16 protein-coding genes are annotated in these 17,747 nt (G+C 71.8%); 8 read left to right on the top strand and 8 right to left on the bottom strand.

Features of this window, described 5'->3' with window-relative positions:
• Positions 1 to 30 precede the first annotated feature (30 nt).
• The 3 genes from ACWEEU_RS21625 to ACWEEU_RS21615 form a co-directional block, all read right to left on the bottom strand.
• A complete protein-coding gene (locus ACWEEU_RS21625) occupies positions 31 to 717 on the bottom strand; it encodes a class F sortase (RefSeq protein WP_451734313.1) in 687 nt (228 codons plus the stop codon).
• A gap of 296 nt (positions 718 to 1,013) precedes the next feature.
• Positions 1,014 to 1,778, bottom strand: a complete 765-nt coding sequence (locus tag ACWEEU_RS21620) for a bestrophin-like domain (protein ID WP_385746971.1) — start codon at positions 1,776 to 1,778, stop codon at positions 1,014 to 1,016.
• Between the two features lie 31 nt (positions 1,779 to 1,809).
• Positions 1,810 to 1,938: a hypothetical protein gene (locus ACWEEU_RS21615; protein ID WP_385746969.1), complete on the bottom strand. Its 129-nt coding sequence runs from the start codon at positions 1,936 to 1,938 to the stop codon at positions 1,810 to 1,812.
• A gap of 229 nt (positions 1,939 to 2,167) precedes the next feature.
• Here ACWEEU_RS21615 and ACWEEU_RS21610 point away from each other — a divergent pair, with 229 nt between their 5' ends.
• The 4 genes from ACWEEU_RS21610 (at position 2,168) to ACWEEU_RS21595 (ending at position 7,102) form a co-directional block, all read left to right on the top strand.
• On the top strand, positions 2,168 to 2,314 hold the full coding sequence (locus ACWEEU_RS21610; RefSeq protein ID WP_451734310.1) for a hypothetical protein: 147 nt from the start codon (positions 2,168 to 2,170) through the stop codon (positions 2,312 to 2,314).
• 626 nt (positions 2,315 to 2,940) lie between these two features.
• Entirely contained in the window at positions 2,941 to 3,897 is a 957-nt protein-coding gene (locus tag ACWEEU_RS21605; RefSeq protein ID WP_385746965.1) for an SCO0930 family lipoprotein, read from the top strand.
• A 257-nt stretch (positions 3,898 to 4,154) separates the two neighbouring features.
• On the top strand, positions 4,155 to 4,967 hold the full coding sequence (locus ACWEEU_RS21600) for an SAM-dependent methyltransferase (protein ID WP_385746963.1): 813 nt from the start codon (positions 4,155 to 4,157) through the stop codon (positions 4,965 to 4,967).
• The gene (locus tag ACWEEU_RS21595; RefSeq protein WP_385746961.1) at positions 4,964 to 7,102 is read left to right on the top strand and encodes a putative bifunctional diguanylate cyclase/phosphodiesterase; all 2,139 of its coding nucleotides are present in this window, start codon (positions 4,964 to 4,966) and stop codon (positions 7,100 to 7,102) included. The genes ACWEEU_RS21600 and ACWEEU_RS21595 overlap by 4 nt, the downstream gene beginning before the upstream one ends.
• A gap of 81 nt (positions 7,103 to 7,183) precedes the next feature.
• Here ACWEEU_RS21595 and ACWEEU_RS21590 read toward each other — a convergent pair whose 3' ends face one another.
• Together ACWEEU_RS21590 and ACWEEU_RS21585 are read right to left on the bottom strand one after the other, a co-directional pair.
• Positions 7,184 to 8,482 carry a hypothetical protein gene (locus tag ACWEEU_RS21590; protein ID WP_451734307.1) on the bottom strand — a complete coding sequence of 433 codons (1,299 nt, stop codon included), beginning with the start codon at positions 8,480 to 8,482 and terminating at the stop codon, positions 7,184 to 7,186.
• A 22-nt stretch (positions 8,483 to 8,504) separates the two neighbouring features.
• Complete coding sequence (locus ACWEEU_RS21585; RefSeq protein ID WP_385746957.1) at positions 8,505 to 9,389, bottom strand: LysR family transcriptional regulator; 885 nt, start codon at positions 9,387 to 9,389, stop codon at positions 8,505 to 8,507.
• 119 nt (positions 9,390 to 9,508) lie between these two features.
• On the opposite strand from ACWEEU_RS21585, the gene ACWEEU_RS21580 reads away from it, so the two are divergent.
• From ACWEEU_RS21580 to ACWEEU_RS21565, 4 genes are all read left to right on the top strand, one after another.
• Positions 9,509 to 10,180: a succinate dehydrogenase gene (locus ACWEEU_RS21580; protein WP_385747005.1), complete on the top strand. Its 672-nt coding sequence runs from the start codon at positions 9,509 to 9,511 to the stop codon at positions 10,178 to 10,180.
• A 2-nt stretch (positions 10,181 to 10,182) separates the two neighbouring features.
• Positions 10,183 to 12,129 carry a fumarate reductase/succinate dehydrogenase flavoprotein subunit gene (locus ACWEEU_RS21575; RefSeq protein WP_451734305.1) on the top strand — a complete coding sequence of 649 codons (1,947 nt, stop codon included), beginning with the start codon at positions 10,183 to 10,185 and terminating at the stop codon, positions 12,127 to 12,129.
• The gene (locus tag ACWEEU_RS21570) at positions 12,126 to 12,872 is read left to right on the top strand and encodes a succinate dehydrogenase/fumarate reductase iron-sulfur subunit (protein ID WP_385746953.1); all 747 of its coding nucleotides are present in this window, start codon (positions 12,126 to 12,128) and stop codon (positions 12,870 to 12,872) included. The genes ACWEEU_RS21575 and ACWEEU_RS21570 overlap by 4 nt, the downstream gene beginning before the upstream one ends.
• Before the next feature lie 130 nt (positions 12,873 to 13,002).
• Positions 13,003 to 14,022, top strand: coding sequence for a hypothetical protein (locus tag ACWEEU_RS21565; RefSeq protein WP_385746951.1), 1,020 nt, complete (start codon positions 13,003 to 13,005; stop codon positions 14,020 to 14,022).
• 93 nt (positions 14,023 to 14,115) lie between these two features.
• Here ACWEEU_RS21565 and ACWEEU_RS21560 read toward each other — a convergent pair whose 3' ends face one another.
• From ACWEEU_RS21560 to ACWEEU_RS21550, 3 genes are all read right to left on the bottom strand, one after another.
• Positions 14,116 to 14,361, bottom strand: a complete 246-nt coding sequence (locus ACWEEU_RS21560; protein WP_385746949.1) for a hypothetical protein — start codon at positions 14,359 to 14,361, stop codon at positions 14,116 to 14,118.
• A 126-nt stretch (positions 14,362 to 14,487) separates the two neighbouring features.
• Positions 14,488 to 17,133 carry an excinuclease ABC subunit UvrA gene (locus ACWEEU_RS21555; RefSeq protein WP_385746947.1) on the bottom strand — a complete coding sequence of 882 codons (2,646 nt, stop codon included), beginning with the start codon at positions 17,131 to 17,133 and terminating at the stop codon, positions 14,488 to 14,490.
• A 139-nt stretch (positions 17,134 to 17,272) separates the two neighbouring features.
• On the bottom strand, positions 17,273 to 17,464 hold the full coding sequence (locus ACWEEU_RS21550; protein ID WP_385740969.1) for an antitoxin: 192 nt from the start codon (positions 17,462 to 17,464) through the stop codon (positions 17,273 to 17,275).
• Positions 17,465 to 17,747: the final 283 nt, after the last annotated feature.

The following is a 17,747-nucleotide window of genomic DNA, read 5'->3' as shown; positions in this document are numbered from 1 at the left end:
CGGACCCGCGCCCGCCCGGCCGTCACCGGTTCAGCCGGACGTGGCCAGGCGGGCGAAGACGACCACGTTGCCGTCGTAGCCGTTCTGCTCGGTGAAGCCGCCGCCGCAGGTGATCACCCGCAGCTCCGGCGCGCCCTTCGAGCCGTAGACCAGGTCGCCGGGGAACTTGCTCTTCTCGAAGACCTCGACGCCGTAGACCGCGAAGACCGCCGCCCGCCCGTCCTCGCGGTCCACCTCGACCCGGTCGCCCTTCTTCAGCGCGCCGAGCCCGTAGAACACGGCCGGACCGCGCCGGTTGTCGACATGGCCGACGATCACGGCGGTGCCCTTCTCGCCCGGGGAGACCGCGCCCGTGAACCAGCCCGCCAGATCCGTGTCCTCAGGCGGCGGCGCGCCCACCGAGCCGTCGGCGTTCGTGCCGACCGGGGTGAGGGGCGCGTCGACCCGGATCGCGGGGATGCGGACCCGGCCGGGCGCGGAGAACGCGAGCGAGGCGGCCGCGGGGACGGTGGAGTCCGGGGCCGCCGCGGCGGGGGCGGACACCGGGGTGCGGGTGTCCGGGGCCGCCGCGGCGGCCGGCTGGGGCGGACCCGCGTCGAACTCGCCGGAGCCGCTGCGGACGAGGGCCAGACCGGTCAGCAGGACGAGCGCCACGACACCCCAGGGGGCGCGCATCCTCGGCCGCTCCTCCCACTCCGCAGGCTCGGAGGCAGACATCCGCCATCCCTTCGTCACGTGGTCGCGGCCATGTCCACAGCCCATGGGAAGAAACTAAGTCCCACGCACAGAAGACGGCGACGGGGCGAGGGGCGAACGGGTGGCCCGTCAGCCCGGTGCGCCATCCGAGTTGCGGTTCACGAGAGACTTCTGACGGCACGTGACCTGCGGTGTTCTGGTTGCGCCGCCGGGGCGGGAAACGGGTCTGAGGGCCCTACTGCACCGCCCCCCCGGATGCCGCCGGCGACCGTCGTGGGACGCGGCGGCATCTTCGTGTGCCCGATGCGCGGCGGGTGCTATCCCCTGGCGCCCGGGAACAGGCTGAGGAACGGCTCCGCCGTCGCCGCGATGCCCCGGCTGAAGGGTGCGTCGAAGTCCCAGATCAGGAAGAGCATGAAGGCGATGGTCGCGGAGAAGAGCCCGGCCAGGACCAACTCCCTTGTCGTGCGCCGGATCTGAAGCGCGAAGACCATACCGACGGTGATCACCGCACCGGCGAGCAGCCCCCACCACACCACCGGCGGCATGGTGTCCCCGGTGGAGTCGGCCCGGGCGTTGCGCGCCTGGTCGGCGGCGGCCAACTGGTCCAGGACCGGCTGGTACGCCTGGGCCTCGAAGTCGTTCTTCGGTCGGTAGTCCGTGACGTCGTGCCGGACCTGGGCCAGCAACCGGGCGCCCTTGTCCGTCACTTCGCCCTTGTCGGTCATCGCCTTCCACTCGGTGGTCACGACGTGCGAGACGTAGATGTCGATGTCGTTCCGGATGCGGTCGCGCACGTCCGGCGGATAGACGCGGACGCGCTCGGAGATCTCGTGCAGCGCCTGGGCCTCGCTCTGCACCTGGTCCTGCGCTGCGCTGCGGGCCTCCCACACGCCCGCGATCGCGAGGCCGAGGACGATGGCGTAGACGACGCCGATCCACATCGTCATGTACTCGATGACGTCCGGGGTCTCGCTGGGGTCCTCGTCCTCCGGGGCTCGCTTGTGCCGTACGAGGGTGATGACGACCACCACCGCGCACGCGCCCAGCATCGCCAGGAGCAGGACAAGCCAATCGGACAAGTGGTTCCTCCAGGGGTGAGGTACGGCCGCGTCAGCGCGGGCGCAGGGCGGCGACGGCGACGATCGGGGGGACGGTGATGAGCAGCACGTAGGTGACCGGCGAGGTGGGGGAGGGCGCGGTCCGCCTGGCGGGCTTGGGGTGGTACGCCGGGTAGCTCACGGGGGTCGCGGTGGGGCGCGGGGTGGGCTTCGGCTTCGGTGGCGGTGCGGGTGCGGGCGCCGGTGGGGGCGGCGCCGGGGGCCGGACCGGTGCGGGTGGCGGTGGGGGTGCGGGCCGGGCGGGCGGCCTCGGTTCGGGGGCCGGTTTCGGTGGTGGGGGCGGGGTCGGTGTGGGAGTCGGCTTCGGTTTCGGTGGTGGAGGAGGGGGCGGAGGCGGCGCCGGAGTGGGGGTGGGTGTCGGTGTCGGGGTGGGTGTCGGTGTCGGGGTGGGTGTCGGCGGGCAGGGCGGCGGAGGCGGCTCCTGGCACGGCGGGGGCCAGGGACCGTCCCCGACCACCGCGATCGCCACCGTGCCGTCCGGCCCCGTCGAGGCGTAGGCGCAGACGTCCGCCGACGCGGTGCCGGCCGGACACCCCACCACCGCCCAGGCCACCGCCAGCACGGCCAACGCTCTTACGGCGGCCGTGACTCGGGTTCCTTCGGGTCCTTGCACGACGAGATCATGAGGCGCACGAGCCGCTCCCACGCCCCGCCTTGAGGGGATTGATCCGAAAGAGGGAGATCCCCCACAAGCGGTTTGACACGGCATCGCACCCGACGACCCGTAGGGGAACACCCGTGCGGTGGGCGCCCCCGGCATCCGCCCCCGGCGCTCGCACCCTGCCGCGCATCCGACACCCCGACCGCCGCGCGCCGCCCCCGTGCCGTGGGCCGGGCCCGGTATCCGACCGGTGTGTCCCGGCCATCGCCCCCGGCTTGGGCTCGCGGCCCGGTCCCCGGCATCCGCGCCCCGCCCGGGCGTCCCGGCCACGACGCCCCGGCTCCGACTCTCGGCCACAACACCCCGGCCCGGTGACCCCGCGCAGCGCCCGCCCACACAGCCGACCGAAAGTTTTTCGCCGTGCCGTTGAACACCGGCCGGCCGCCCCCCGTACCCATGGCCGTGCGGCGGCGCGGCAGGCGCTCCGATAGCGATATCCAGGCGAAAAATGGGGAGTTGAGGATGAAGACCTCCTGGCGGACCGCCTCACTGATGGCCACGGCAGCCTCGGTGCTGGCGCTGACCACGGCGTGCGGTCAGGAAAACGCCACGACACCGGCGGCCCAGAACGTCGGTGCGGCGGGCGCGGCGGCCTCGCCCTCGGCCGGCGGCTACGGCGACCCCGGCGCGGGCAACGGCTACGGCGCCGACGGCAGCAACGCCTCCGCCTCCCCGAACGCCGGCGTCCCGGCGGGCAAGCTGACCGTGGCCAAGGACGCCAAGCTCGGCAACGTGCTCACCGACGAGGCCGGCATGACGCTGTACCGGTTCGACAAGGACACCGCCAAGCCGCCGGCGTCCACGTGCGAGGGCGACTGCGCCACCGCCTGGCCGCCGGTGCCCGCTGACGACGCCTCGGCCGGTGCCGGTGTCGCGAAGTCGGCCCTGGGCGAGGTGACCCGCCCCGACGGCAGCAAGCAGCTCACCATCGACGGCTGGCCCGCCTACCGGTTCGCCAAGGACAAGCAGGCCGGTGACACCAAGGGCCAGGGCGTCGGCAAGACCTGGTTCGCGCTCGCCCCCAACGGCAAGAAGGCGTCCCTCGCCTCCCTGCCCGGTCTGTCCGTGCACAAGGACGCGAAGCTCGGCGACATCATCGTCGACAAGAACGGCCACACGGTCTACCGCTTCCTCAAGGACAAGGCGTGGCCGAAGTCCGTCTCCAACTGCACCGGAGCGTGCCTGGAGAAGTGGCCGGCGGTCGGCCCGGTCGAGGAGAGCGACACCAAGGGTGTGCTCAAGAAGGGCCTGATGCCGTTCACCCGGCCCGACGGTGTGAAGCAGATGACGGTCAACTGCTGGCCGATCTACACCTTCTCCGGTGACAAGGCCCCCGGCGACACCAACGGCCAGGGCGTGGGCGGCACCTGGTACGCCGTCTCGCCCGACGGCAAGCCGATCGGCGCCCCCGCCGCCTAGGGCAGCCCCGAGGCGACTCCCGGGAACCCGAACTCCCCCCACCGGCGCCCGTCTTCCTCCGTACCGCACGGAGGGAGGCGGGCCGCCGTCATGCCCGCCGGACGTCACTCAGCGGGGTCGGGCGCGTACTTCCCGCAGGCAGTGACCGGGAACGGATGGTCAATTTCCGTTTCGGGTCGCTCCATTGGCAAGCGATCAGTAGCCTCAGCTCGAACACCGGATCGTCTGCCCCCGTCCCCTACGCCTTGGAGTGATACATGGAGCGCCCCGCCTGGGCCCCCCGGAGCATCGACATCTCGGTGCCGAGCGTCTCGCGCATGTACGACTACTACCTGGGCGGTTCGCACAACTTCGAGGTCGACCGGGAAGCGGCCCGCAGCGCGATGGAGTTCATCCCGGGCCTGCCGAAGATCATGCAGGCGAACCGGGCCTTCCTGCGCAGAGCGGTGCGCTTCGCCACCGACCAGGGCCTGACCCAGTTCCTGGACATCGGCTCCGGCATCCCCACCTACGGCAACGTCCACGAGATCGCCCAGTCCGCCGTACCCGGCGCCCGCGTCGTCTACGTGGACCACGACCCGGTGGCCGTCGCGCACAGCGAGGCGGTCCTCGCGGGCAACCCCGGCGCCGAGGTGGTCGCCGCCGATCTGCGCAAGCCGCAGGAGATCCTGGCCAGTCCCCAGGTGGAGCGGCTGCTCGACCTCGAACGCCCCGTCGCCCTGCTGCTCGTGGCCGTCCTGCACTTCGTCGAGGACACCGACGAAGTGCACACCGCGCTGGCCGAGCTGCACGACGCGCTCGCCCCCGGCAGCCTGCTGGTCCTCACCCACGCCGCCTACGAGGGCATACCCGTGGCCCCGGAGCGGGCCGAGGGGGCGGTGGATGTGTACAAGGACATCCGCAGCCCGCTGATCATGCGCTCGCGCGACGAGATCGCGCGGTTCTTCGAGGGATACGACATGGTGGAGCCCGGGCTGGTCACGATGCCCGAGTGGCGGCCGGAATCGGCACCGGAGGACGAGGACGCGTACGCGTTCTCCGGGTTCGCGGGCGTGGGGCGCAAGCGTTGAGCGCGGCACCGGACGGGCCGGAGGGCAGACTGCGCCGCCTGACGACGATCTGGAGCCGCGCGGTGTACCCGGTCACCGCCACCTCGCTGACCCGAGCCGAGTTCGAGGCGCAACTGCTGCCCCTCGCGGCCCGGCTGAGCCGCGCCCTGCGCGCCCGCAGCTTCGACCCCGGAGAGGCCAAGGCCGTCGGCGCCGCCCTCGTCGAGGCGCACGGCACCGACCCCGAGGTCCTCACCCGCACCCTGGACTGCGTGGACGCCTACCTCGTCCTGTACTGCGGCGAGGACGGCCCGCAGGACGAACTGCGCCTGCGTTCCTCGCGGTTGCAGCACGCGATGGCCGCCGGTTACGCGCAGGCGCTGCGCGACCGCACACTCGCCGAGCAGGAGGCCGTCGCCCAGGCCGCGCTGCGCGCCCAGGGGGTGGTCGCCGAGGCGCTGCACACCAGCGAGGCCCGCTTCCGCGCCGTCTTCGAGGGCGCCGCCATCGGCATCGGCATCGCGGACCTCGACGGCAACGTGCTCCAGGTCAACGGCGCCCTGCTGCGCATGTTCGGCCTGTCCTCGTCGGCCATGGGCGGACTGCGGGTGCGGGACTGGAAGCACCCCGAGGACGCGCCCCAGACCTGGCGGCTCTACGACGAACTCGTGCGGGGCGAGCGCGAGCACTTCCACGTCGAGAAGGCGTTCAACCGTCCCGACGGCACCGTGCTGTGGACCAACCTCACGGTCTCCCTGCTGCGTGACGCCGACGGCAGCCCGCAGTACCAGCTCGCGCTCATGGAGGACACCACCGAGCGCCGCCTGCTCCATCTCCGGCTGCGCTACGAGGCCACCCACGACGCCCTCACCGGACTGCCCAACCGCACCCTGTTCTTCGAGCGCCTGGAGAAGGCCCTCGCGGCGGGCAAGGGCCAGCGCTTCGGGCTGTGCTACCTCGACCTCGACGGCTTCAAGGCCATCAACGACAGCCTCGGCCACGCGGCGGGCGACCGGCTCCTGGTGGAGGTCGCGGACCGCCTCCAGTCCTGCACGGCCGCGCCCGGCGAGATGGTCGCCCGGCTCGGCGGCGACGAGTTCGTGGCCCTCACCACCGGCCCCGGCACCGAGCAGGGCGTGGACGAACTGGCCGACCGCATCATGAACGCGCTGGTCACCCCGGTGAGCATCGACGGCCGCGACCTGCTGGTGCGCGGCAGTCTCGGCATCGTGGAGGGCCCGGCGGGGGAGCGGACGGCGGCTGAGGTGCTGCGCAGCGCGGACATCACGATGTACCGGGCCAAGTCGGCGGGCGGCAACCGCGCGGAACTCGCGGACCCGGAGGCCGACGCCCGCGCCATCACCCGGCACGGCCTGACCACCGCGCTGCCCACCGCTCTGGAGCGCGGCGAGTTCTTCATCGAGTACCAGCCCCTGGTGCACCTCGGCGACGGCACCGTCCGGGGCGCCGAGGCGCTGGTGCGCTGGCTGCATCCGCAGCACGGGGTGCTCGGCCCGGACCGCTTCATCCCGCTCGCCGAGCACACCGGGCTGATCGTGCCGCTGGGCCGCTGGGTCCTGGAGCAGTCCGTGCGGCAGGCGCGCGCCTGGCAGGAGGCCGACGGTGACAAGGGGCAGCCCCTGCGCATCAACGTCAACCTCTCACCCTGCCAGCTCACCCACCCCGGGCTGGTCCAGGACACCGTCGACATCCTGGAGCGCACCGGAGTCACCCCGGACGCGCTCTGCCTGGAGGTCACCGAGTCCGCCCTGATCGGCGCCGACGACGGCCTCCTGAAGCCCCTGCGCCGCCTGGCGGAGATGGGCGTCGACATAGCCCTGGACGACTTCGGCACCGGCTACTCCAATCTCGCCAACCTGCGCCGCCTCCCGGTGAGCATCCTCAAGCTGGATCGTTCCTTCACCCGGGGAATGCAGCAGTTCCCCGCCGACCCGGTCGACCTGAAGATCGTCGAAGGCATAGTCTCCCTGGCCCACAGCCTCGACCTCGCGGTCACGGTCGAGGGCGTCGAGACCAGCGCCCAGGCCGAACAACTCCGCCTCCTGGGCTGCGACACGGCGCAGGGCTGGTACTACGCGAGACCGGGCCCGCCGGAGCGGCTCCACGCCCTGGCGCTGGTGGACTCGACGGGCTGAGGGGGTCCTCGACGGGCTGACGGGCCTGGGGCGGAAGCGGAGCCGGGGTGAGCGGCACACCGGCTCCCGCCCGGGCGTCCGTCAGCTCGGGGTGTGGATGGAGAAGACCACACGCTTGCCCGAGGTGGTGTTCGCCCGCTCGTTGATGCCCCACAACCTGCCCGCCAAGGGGGACCACGACAGGTTCTGCGTCAGGGGCGGCGCCTCCGTCAGCACGTGCGGCTCCTCCCCGGGCTTCGCCCGGTGGACGCAGTACGGCACGTCGGCGTCGGTGCCGCCCGCGTACTGCGGACACTCGCCGCTGAAGTAGTAGTACGTGCCGTCCGTCGCGGCGCCCTGGACCTTCCAGACCGGAACCCGGTAGGCGGCGGTGGCCGTCACGGTACCGGTGCTGTTGCCGGCCGTGTCCGTCTCCAGCAAGCCGTTGGAGGACAGCGGCCAGCGGACGACCGGCCGGCCGCCGGTGGCGTTGAACTCGGAGGTGACCAGGCCGTCCGCACCGGTGCGGTCCAGGCTCAGCGAGGTCAGACAGGGATTGGTGTCCGTGCACGCGTCCCCCGGCATGCCGTTGTAGTACAGGCCGATCATCGGCAGCGCGTAGTTGAAGTACCGCGCGGACGACGCGCCGTTCTGGATGCCGACCGATGCCGAGGTGTTGCCGCTCATTTTCCACAGATGCCGCAGGTCGTAGACCTGGATCTGGTGCCCGGTCGCGAGGAACAGCTTGTTGCCGTACCAGGAGATGCCGTCCGCGTGACCGCCGGGGGCGGGGGACGCGGGCGAAGCGGCGCCGACCGCCCGGAAGTTGGCCGAACCGCCGCTGCCGTACGGGTCGACCAGCATGATGTGGTTGTACGTGGTGGGGGCGCCGGGGCTGTTGTCCACCACCGTGATGCGGGCGAAGCTGTTGTCCGAGTAGTGCCACGAGGCGATGTAGACGTAGTGCCCGCGCCAGGTGCCGGACGGCGAGGCGTCGTGCGAGCCGGTGAGGCCCTGGGGCGTCCACTCGCTGGAGGTGTCGTCGGCGGTGTCCCAGCAGAAGCCGTCAGGGGAATAGGCCGGGTCGAGGTTGGTCGGGTGGCACAGGCCCCGGCTGCCCGTGTGCCCGTTGCCGGTCAGCAGGGGGCCCAGCGCGTCCTGGTCGGGGTCGTAGTAGCTGGTGACGGCGCCGCCGGCCTCGATGGCGTCGATCGCGTTCCAGCGGCTCTGGAAGTCACCCGCCGTCAGCTTCATCACCGACGCGTTCATCGGCGCCAACGGTGTCGCGGCGGCGGCCGGCTGGGGGTTGGCGAGCAGCAGGGTCAGCGCTCCGCACACCGACGCGCAGGCCAGTGAGGTCTTGCCGGACCACGCCCGGCGCAGCTTTCTCATGAGTAACATCGGCCGAGTGTAGCGGCGTTGATCACCGTTCGAGCAGCATCCGCTGCAACTCCCGAGCCCCCCGAGGCGGAGCCACATCGCTCCGGTGCGCCAGTGCGATCGCCCGCTGCAACCCGGGCCGCGCGAGCGGAGTGACCCGAAGCCCCCGCCCCGCCCGGGTGGCGACCATCCGCGGCACCACGGCAACGCCCAACCCCGCCCGCACGAACCCCAGCACCGCGTCCATCTCGCCCCCCTCGACGGCGAACTCCGGCTCGAACCCGGCGGCACGGCACGCCGCGACGGTCAGCTCGCGCAGGTCGTATCCGTGCCGGAACATCACCAGCCGCTCGTCCGCGAGGTCCGCGATCTCCACCGTCCGCCGCCCCCGCCCGGGCGCGGGCTCGTCCGGTGAGGACACCACCACCAGGTCCTCCCGCAGCAGCTCCACCGTGGTCAGCGCGGGCGCCGGCGCCGGCAGGGGGAGCACGATCAGGGCGAGGTCCAGGGCGCCGCGGGCCAGCTCGCGGACCAGGTCGCGGGAGCCGCCCTCCTCGATGAGGAGCTGGATGCCGGGGTAGCGGTCGTGGAAGGCGCGCAGCACATCCGGGAGCAGACCGGTGCAGAGGCTGGGGGTCGCGCCGAGCCGGACCCGGCCGCGCCGCAGCTGCACCAGCTCCTGGACCTCCTGCCGGGCGGTGTCCGCGTCCGCGAGGATGCGGCGGGCCAGCGGCAGCAGGGTCTCGCCCGCGTCGGTCAGCGCGATGTTGCCGCGCGCCCGCACGAACAGGTCGGCGCCCAGTTCCCGCTCCAGCGCGCGGATCTGCTGGGACAGCGAGGGCTGGGCGACATGGACCCGCTCGGCGGCCCGGGTGAAGTGGCGGGTCTCGGCGACGGCCACGAAGTACTGGAGCTGTTGGAACTGCACCCTTCCAGCATAGTCGCAGCCTATGGAGATCAGCCGAACCATGTCTTGGACCGATCGGTGTTCCCGGCTCTAGCGTCCTGTTCATGGCTCTGGCAACGCGGACGGACCGTCGTCCGTCCATGGCGCGCGCGATGTGGGACAGCTCCGTCGGCAAGAAGACGGTGATGGCCGTCAGCGGGCTGATCATGCTGCTCTACCTGATCGTGCACATGATCGGCAATCTGAAGATCTACTTCGGGGCCGCCGAGTACAACCACTACGCCCACTGGCTGCGCACGGTCGGCGAACCCTTCATGCACGACGAGTGGACTCTCTGGCTCGTCCGGATCGTCCTGGTGGTCGCCGTGGTCGCGCACGCGACCGCCGCCTACCGGCTCAGCCGCCGCGACATCAAGGCGCGTCCCGTCAAGTACGCGCACAAGAAGGCGCGTTCGAGCTACGCGACCCGCACGATGCGCTGGGGCGGGATCATCCTCGGCCTCTTCATCGTCTGGCACATCCTGGACCTGACCACCGGCACCGTGCACTCCGGCGGCTTCCAGGCGGGTCACCCGTACCAGAACGTGGTGGACACCTTCTCCACCTGGTACGGCAACGTGATCTACATCGTCGCGATGCTCGCGCTCGGCCTGCACATCCGGCACGGCTTCTGGAGCGCCGCCCAGACCCTCGGCGCCGGCGGCCGCACCCGCGACCGGGTCCTGAAGACCGTCGCGAACGTCCTCGCACTGCTGCTCACGGCCGGGTTCATCGCCGTACCCGTGGGTGTCATGACCGGAGTGGTGAGCTGACCATGACCTACACCGACTACCCGACCGGCGCCCCGGTCGCCGACGCCAAGGCCCCGAGCGGGCCGATCCAGGAGCGCTGGGACACCCGCCGCTTCGAGGCGAAACTGGTCAACCCGGCCAACCGGCGCAAGCACACCGTCATCGTCGTCGGCACCGGCCTCGCGGGCGGCTCCGCCGGAGCCACACTCGCCGAACAGGGCTACCACGTCGTCCAGTTCTGCTACCAGGACTCCCCGCGCCGCGCCCACTCCATCGCGGCGCAGGGCGGCATCAACGCGGCGAAGAACTACCGCAACGACGGCGACTCCGTGCATCGGCTGTTCTACGACACCGTCAAGGGCGGTGACTTCCGCGCCCGTGAGTCCAACGTCCACCGCCTCGCGCAGATCTCGGTCGAGATCATCGACCAGTGCGTCGCCCAGGGCGTGCCGTTCGCCCGCGAGTACGGCGGACTGCTCGACACCCGCTCCTTCGGCGGCGTCCAGGTCTCCCGCACCTTCTACGCCCGCGGCCAGACAGGCCAGCAGCTCCTCCTCGGCGCCTACCAGGCGCTGTCCCGGCAGATCGCCGCCGGGAACGTGGAACTGCACCCGCGCACCGAGATGCTCGACCTGATCGTGGTCGACGGCCGGGCGCGCGGGATCGTGGCCCGCGACCTGATCACCGGGAAGATCGACACGTACTTCGCGGACGCGGTGGTCCTGGCGAGCGGCGGCTACGGCAACGTCTTCTATCTGTCGACCAACGCCATGAACTCCAACGCCACCGCCATCTGGCGGGCGCACCGGCGGGGCGCGCTGTTCGCCAACCCCTGCTTCACCCAGATCCACCCCACCTGCATCCCGCGCACCGGCGACCACCAGTCCAAGCTGACCCTGATGAGCGAGTCGCTGCGCAACGACGGCCGGATCTGGGTGCCCAAGGCCAAGGGCGACACCCGCCCGCCCAACGAGATCCCCGAGGGCGAGCGCGACTACTACCTTGAGCGGATCTACCCCTCCTTCGGCAACCTGGTCCCGCGCGACATCGCCTCCCGCGCCGCTAAGAACGTCTGCGACGAGGGCCGGGGCGTCGGACCCGGCGGCCAGGGCGTCTACCTGGACTTCGCCGACGCCATCCGGCGCATGGGGCGCGAGGCCGTCGAGGCCAAGTACGGCAACCTCTTCGACATGTACCAGCGGATCACCGACGAGGACCCCTACGAGGTGCCGATGCGGATCTACCCCGCCGTGCACTACACGATGGGCGGACTGTGGGTCGACTACGACCTCCAGACCACGATCCCCGGCCTGTTCGCGATCGGTGAGGCCAACTTCTCCGACCACGGCGCCAACCGGCTCGGTGCCTCCGCGCTGATGCAGGGCCTGGCGGACGGCTACTTCGTCCTGCCCGCCACCATCAACGACTACCTGGCCCGCAACCCGCGCCAGGGCGAGGTCAGTGCCGAACACCCCGCCGTGCAGGAGGTGCTGGCCGAGACCGAGGACCGGGTCAACCTGCTCCTCGCCGTGGACGGCGACCGCACCCCCGACTCCTTCCACCGCGAACTCGGCGAACTGATGTGGGAGTTCTGCGGCATGGCCCGCACGGACGCCGGACTGCGCAAGGCGCTTGAGGAAATCCCGCGCATCCGCGAGGAGTTCTGGCGCCGGATCAAGGTCCCCGGTACCGGCGAGGAGTTCAACCAGTCGCTGGAGAAGGCCAATCGCATCGTCGACTACCTCGAACTGGCCGAGCTGATGTGCCTGGACGCGCTGCACCGCGCCGAGTCCTGCGGCGGCCACTTCCGCGAGGAGTCCCAGACCCCCGACGGCGAGGCGGCCCGCCGGGACGAGGAGTTCGGCTACGCGGCCGCCTGGGAGTTCACCGCCACCGGCGAGGCACCCGTCCTGCACAAGGAAGACCTGGTCTTCGAGTACGTCCACCCCACCCAGCGGAGCTACGCATGAGGCTCACCCTGCGCGTCTGGCGGCAGAAGAACGCCGGCGCCGACGGCGCGATGTCCACCTACGAGGTGGACGGCGTCTCGCCCGACATGTCCTTCCTGGAGATGCTGGACCAGCTCAACGAGCGGCTCATCCTGGAGGGCGAGGACCCCGTCGCCTTCGACCACGACTGTCGCGAGGGCATCTGCGGCGCGTGCAGCCTCGTCATCAACGGCGACGCCCACGGGCCCGAGCGCACCACCACCTGTCAGTTGCACATGCGGTCCTTCCGTGACGGCGACACCATCGACGTCGAGCCGTGGCGGGCCGCCGCCTTCCCGGTGATCAAGGACCTGGTGGTGGACCGCTCGGCCTTCGACCGGATCATCCAGGCCGGCGGCTACATCACCGCCCCCACCGGCGCCGCCCCCGAGGCCCACTCCACGCCGGTGCCCAAGCCGGACGCCGACCTCGCCTTCGAGCACGCCGAGTGCATCGGCTGCGGCGCCTGCGTGGCGGCGTGTCCCAACGGCGCGGCGATGCTGTTCACCTCCGCCAAGGTCAACCACCTCAACGTGCTCCCGCAGGGCGCGCCCGAGCGCGAGACCCGGGTGCTGGACATGGTGACGCAGATGGACGAGGAGGGCTTCGGCGGCTGCACCCTCGCGGGCGAGTGCGCCACCGCCTGCCCCAAGGGCATCCCGCTGGTCTCCATCACCCGCATGAACAAGGAGTGGCTGCGCGCCACCCGCAAGGCACGGCGCTAGGGGGAGACGGCCCCTGGTCGTCACACATGGTTGTCACACACGTTCGCCGACAGCGCGGACGGGCGGGGCCGGGATCGGTGCTCATCCCGGCCCCGTCTGGCATGTCAGTGCTCCTCGGTAGGCTCCCGGCATGATCTTCGGAAAAAAGGGGAGGGAGCGGTTCTCCGAGGCCGTCACCGGCTTCGAGACCGCTGTGCGGGAGCGCGACGGCGACCGTGCGGAGAACGCCTTCCAGCAGATGTACCGGCACTTCGCCGACGCCTCCGCCCAGGAGCTGGCACAGACGGCGCCCCGCCTCGCCGGCCTCCTGCCCGAGGTGCCGACCGGCGCCCGGGGGAGGGTCGCCGTGGTCGTCGGCGCCTGTGTCGAGCGCGGGGCCGACGCCACCGGGTGCGCGCCGCACGTGTTCGAGGGCCTGGCCGAGAATCTCGCCGGGGTCCAGCGGTTCTGCGAGCGCTGGCAGACCACCGGCGGCGGGGACTTCCCCGACCCCGAGGAGACCGGCGCCGACGTGCTCGACCGGGTGGGCGCGGAGGAGACGCTGTCCTGGATCGCGCTGCCCCAGTGGGAGATGGCGTCCGTGGCGATGCTCAACCACCCCGGCGTGCGTACCGCGTTGACCGCCGAGCGGCGCGACGCCCTCCTCACCGCACTGCGCTCGGTCGAGGAGGCGTCCGGGCACGACTTCAAGTGCCTCACCTACGCTCTCCTGGTCCTCGACGAGCCCCTGGTGGTGCTCCACCGCCCCACCGGGACCGGCTACGCGCTGCGGATGAGCGGCATCGGCGACAACTTCCAGCTGCACACCCTCCTCGCCGACGTCCTGATCGGTGGCGGTCACGTCCCCGGCGAGGCCCCCTCGGCCCAGGAGGCCGCCGTCTGCCGCGACCAGCCGGGCCAGGTGCCCACCACCGGCGCCTTCAACCTCGTCACCCCCGGTGGGGAGTGGGTGTGGAACGAGGGGACGCCGTCCGACATCCCCGTCGTGGACGGCGTGCGTCTGCTCGTGCTGGATCCGGCGCCGTACCGGCGGAGCTGGCCTGCGGGCCGCTTCTTCCCGCACATGACCGGCGACCTGGTCCTGGACCGGGTGCTCGGCGCGGAGGAGGCCCGGCGGCTGCTCGCCTCCTGCGTGACGAAGGAGCCCTGACCGTGAAGGAGCCCTGACCGGCTCGGGGCCGGGAACGGCGGACCGGGTGGACACCGCGCCGGCGCGGCGTCCACCCGGCGGGTGTCCGGTTTCTCAGGAGTCGCCCTTGCGGCCGCGCTTGCGGTCCTGCGACAGGTCGCTCCCGGCCACGGAGCGGTCGTCCTCCGTGATGTTCATGTCGTCCAGCAACTGGCCGGCCTCGGAGGCGACCCGCTTGCTCGTGTGGTGGCCACGTTCGGCGTCGGACAGGGCGCTGGCGGCCACGGAGCGCTCTTCCGGCGTGGCGTTCGGGTCGGCCATGATGCGTGCGGCCTCTGAGGCGTCCATCTTGCCCGTCATGATCGCTCACCTTCCGTGTCGGGGAGCGTCCTGCCCGCACCCCTCGGTCAGCGGCCGCGCACACTCCGCGGGGGCCAGCGCACGGCCAGTTCCATGCTACCGACATTCATCAGATATGCCGACAAATCAGGCGTCTTGGGTCTCGCGCAGCGAGAGATGGCGGCCCAGGTGCTCGGCGGTGGGGGTGCCGCCCTCCCGTGCGACCTCCTCGGGGCGGCCCTGGGCGACGATCCGGCCGCCGTCGTCGCCCGCGCCCGGACCGAGGTCGACAACCCAGTCCGCGGCGGCGATCGTGCGCAGGTCGTGCTCCACCACGACGACCGTGTTCCCGGCGTCCACCAGGCGCTGCAACTGCCCGACGAGCAGGTCGATGTCGGCGGGATGCAGTCCGCTGGTGGGCTCGTCCAGGAGGTAGAGGCTGTGGCCGCGCGGAGCACGGTGCAGTTCGCTCACCAGCTTGATGCGCTGCGCCTCCCCGCCGGACAGTGTCGTGGCGCTCTGGCCGAGCGAGAGATAGCCGAGGCCGATGTCGGAGAGCAACTGGAGGATACGGGCGGCGGGTTGCACGTCGCGGAGGAACTCCAGAGCCTCCTCCACGCTCATGGCCAGCACGTCCGCGATGGTTTTGTCGCGGTAACGCACCATGAGCGTCCCGGGGTTGTAGCGCGCGCCCGCGCAGACCGGGCACGGTGAGGTCTCCGTGGGCAGGAAGAGCAGCTCGATGCTGACGACGCCGTCGCCCAGGCAGTGCGGGCAGCGCCCCTGGGGAACGTTGAAGGAGAAGCGGCTCGCGGTGTACCCGAGTTCGCGGGCGGCGGGCTGGGACGCGAACAGCTTGCGGACGCTGTCGAACAGGCCCGTGTAGGTGGCGAGGTTGGAGCGCGGGGTGCGCCCGATGGGCTTCTGGTCCACGACCACCAGCCGGTCGATGTTCCCGAGCCCCTCGGCGGAGCGCACCGTCACACGGTCCTCCGTGAGGGCCCACGGCGGCACCCCGTCCTCCTCCTCGTCGGCGGTCTCCACCGAGGCGGGGCCGCGGGCGAGGTCCGCCGCGGACTCGTCGGCGTGCAGATGGTCGCGCACGGTGTCCGCGAGGGCGCGTCGTACGAGGGTCGACTTCCCGGAGCCGGATACGCCGGTGACCGCCGTGAGGGTGCCGAGCGGGAAACTCGCGTCCAGATCGCGGAGGTTGTGGCCGGTGACGCCGGACAGGCGGAGCCAGCCCTCCGGATGGCGGGGCTGCTCGGGGCCGGGCACGGTGGGCGCGCTCGCGGTGAGATAGCGGGCGGTCACCGACCCTTCCGCCTGGCCGAGCCGCCCGGCCGGACCGTCGTAGAGGATCCGCCCGCCGTGACGGCCCGCGCCGGGGCCCATGTCCACGATCCAGTCGGCCGAGGCGAGCACCTGGGCGTTGTGTTCCACCACGAAGACGCTGTTCCCGGCGCCCTTGAGCCGTCGCAGGGCGGTCAGCAGCAGCTCCGTGTCGGCGGCATGCAGCCCCGCCGAGGGCTCGTCCAGGACGTACAGCACGCCGAACAGGCCGCTGCGGAGCTGGGTGGCCATGTGCAGCCGCTGGAGTTCGCCGCTGGAGAGGGTGGAGGTCGCGCGCGCCGTCGCGAGGTAGCCGAGGCCGAGGTCGATCAGGGTGGCGAGCTGGTCCTGGAGGCCCGAGATCAGGGCCTGCGCGGCCTGTCGGCGCTCGGCGGGCAGGGCCAGGGTGTCGGGGTGCTCGCGGGCGCTCTCCAGGAAGGCCGAGAGCTGGGTCAGGGGCATGGAGGTGGCGACCGAGATGTCCTGTCCGGCGACGGTCACCGCCAGCGCCTCCGGGTTGAGCCGCTTCCCGTGGCAGGTCGGGCAGACCTCCTCGGTCATGAACGAGGCGGCCTTCGCCCGCAGATGCGCGGCCTTGGAGGTGGCGAAGGTGTGCAGCACCCACCGGCGGGGGCTCATGTAGGTGCCCTGGTAGGAGCGGGCGACGCGGTGGGCGTCGCGGACCGGGTGCACCGTGACCGTCGGCTGCTCGTCGGTGGTCAGCAGCCATTCGCGGCGCGCGGCGGGCAGCGTACGGAACGGTACGTCGATGTCGATGCCCAGCTCCGCGAGGATGTCGCGGTAGTTCTTGCCCTGCCAGGCGCCGGGCCACGCGGCGATGGCGCCCTCCCGGATGCTCAGGGAGTCGTCGCCGACCAGTGTGCTCTCGTCCACGGTGTGCAGCCGTCCCAGCCCGGAACAGGTGCGGCACGCGCCCACCGCGGTGTTCGGGGAGAAGCTGTCCGAGTCCAGTGGCGCGGCGTCCCGGGGGAAGGTCCCGGCCAGGTCCTCGGGGGTCTGCCCGGCCGGGTAGGTACCGGCGCGGGAGTACAACATGCGCAGGACGTTCGAGACCCGGCTCACCGTGCCCACCGTCGAGCGGGTGCTGCCGCCGCTGTGCTGCTGGCGGAGCGCGACGGCGGGCGGCAGTCCGGTGATCGCGCCGACCCTCGGCGCCGAGCCCTGGTCGATCAGCCTGCGGGCGTACGGCGCGACGGACTCGAGGTAGCGCTGCTGGGCCTCGGCGTAGATGGTCGCGAACGCCAGCGAGGACTTGCCGGACCCCGACACCCCGGTGAAGGCCACCACCTGATCGCGGGGGACGTCCACGTCGACGTGGCGCAGATTGTGCTCGGTGGCGCCCCGGACCCTGATGAGTCCGTCGTGACCGGCGTCCGGCGGCCCGCTGTGCGACGCCCCCTCGTGCGACGGTGCGGACGTCGGTCGGGTCCGTGGTGCCATGGTCACCAACCTAGCCCGCCCTGGTGGACGGGGTCGCGGGCGGGGGGGGGGCGATCGGGTGATGCGGGCACAGGGAGGACCCGCCGCCCGTCTGCGGGCGGCGGGGCCTCCGGAACGCTGTGTGTGGCGGGCCGCGTGGTCAGGAATGCGGCGGGTTGTCGCGGTGCTGGGTGCCGAACTGGTCCCTCAGCTTGTCCTGCCCGGTGTCGACCTGGGACTGGTGCTTGTTGCCGGTCCGCTGGTCGATGTAGTCCCCGCCCTTGTCGATGCCCTTGTCGGCCATGTCCTCATGGCCTTTGAGCATTCCCTTGATCTTGTCCATGAAGGACATGGCAGCCCTCCTCGTCGTTTGAGGCTTCCACTCCCAGGGTCACCGGCCCCGGCCGCCCTCGCATCTCGAGACCCAGGCCGAACGCTCCCCGGCACGTGCCGCGGCCAGGGCCTGTCTGACAATTCCCGTCGTCGCCCGGAGGGCGGCCGCGCGGCGTCAGGTGCGTGCTCTCGGCGTGTCGGCCCCAGACCCCCGTACTGGACGTACCGGGGTCTGGGGCCGGCGCGGCGAGAGTGCGTGCATGGCGTCGCGCGGCAGACGAGAATCGTCAGACAGGCCCAAG

The sequence above is a fragment of the Streptomyces sp. NPDC005004 genome, from assembly GCF_053600675.1.
This window is presented reverse-complemented; position numbering and strand designations above follow the sequence as displayed.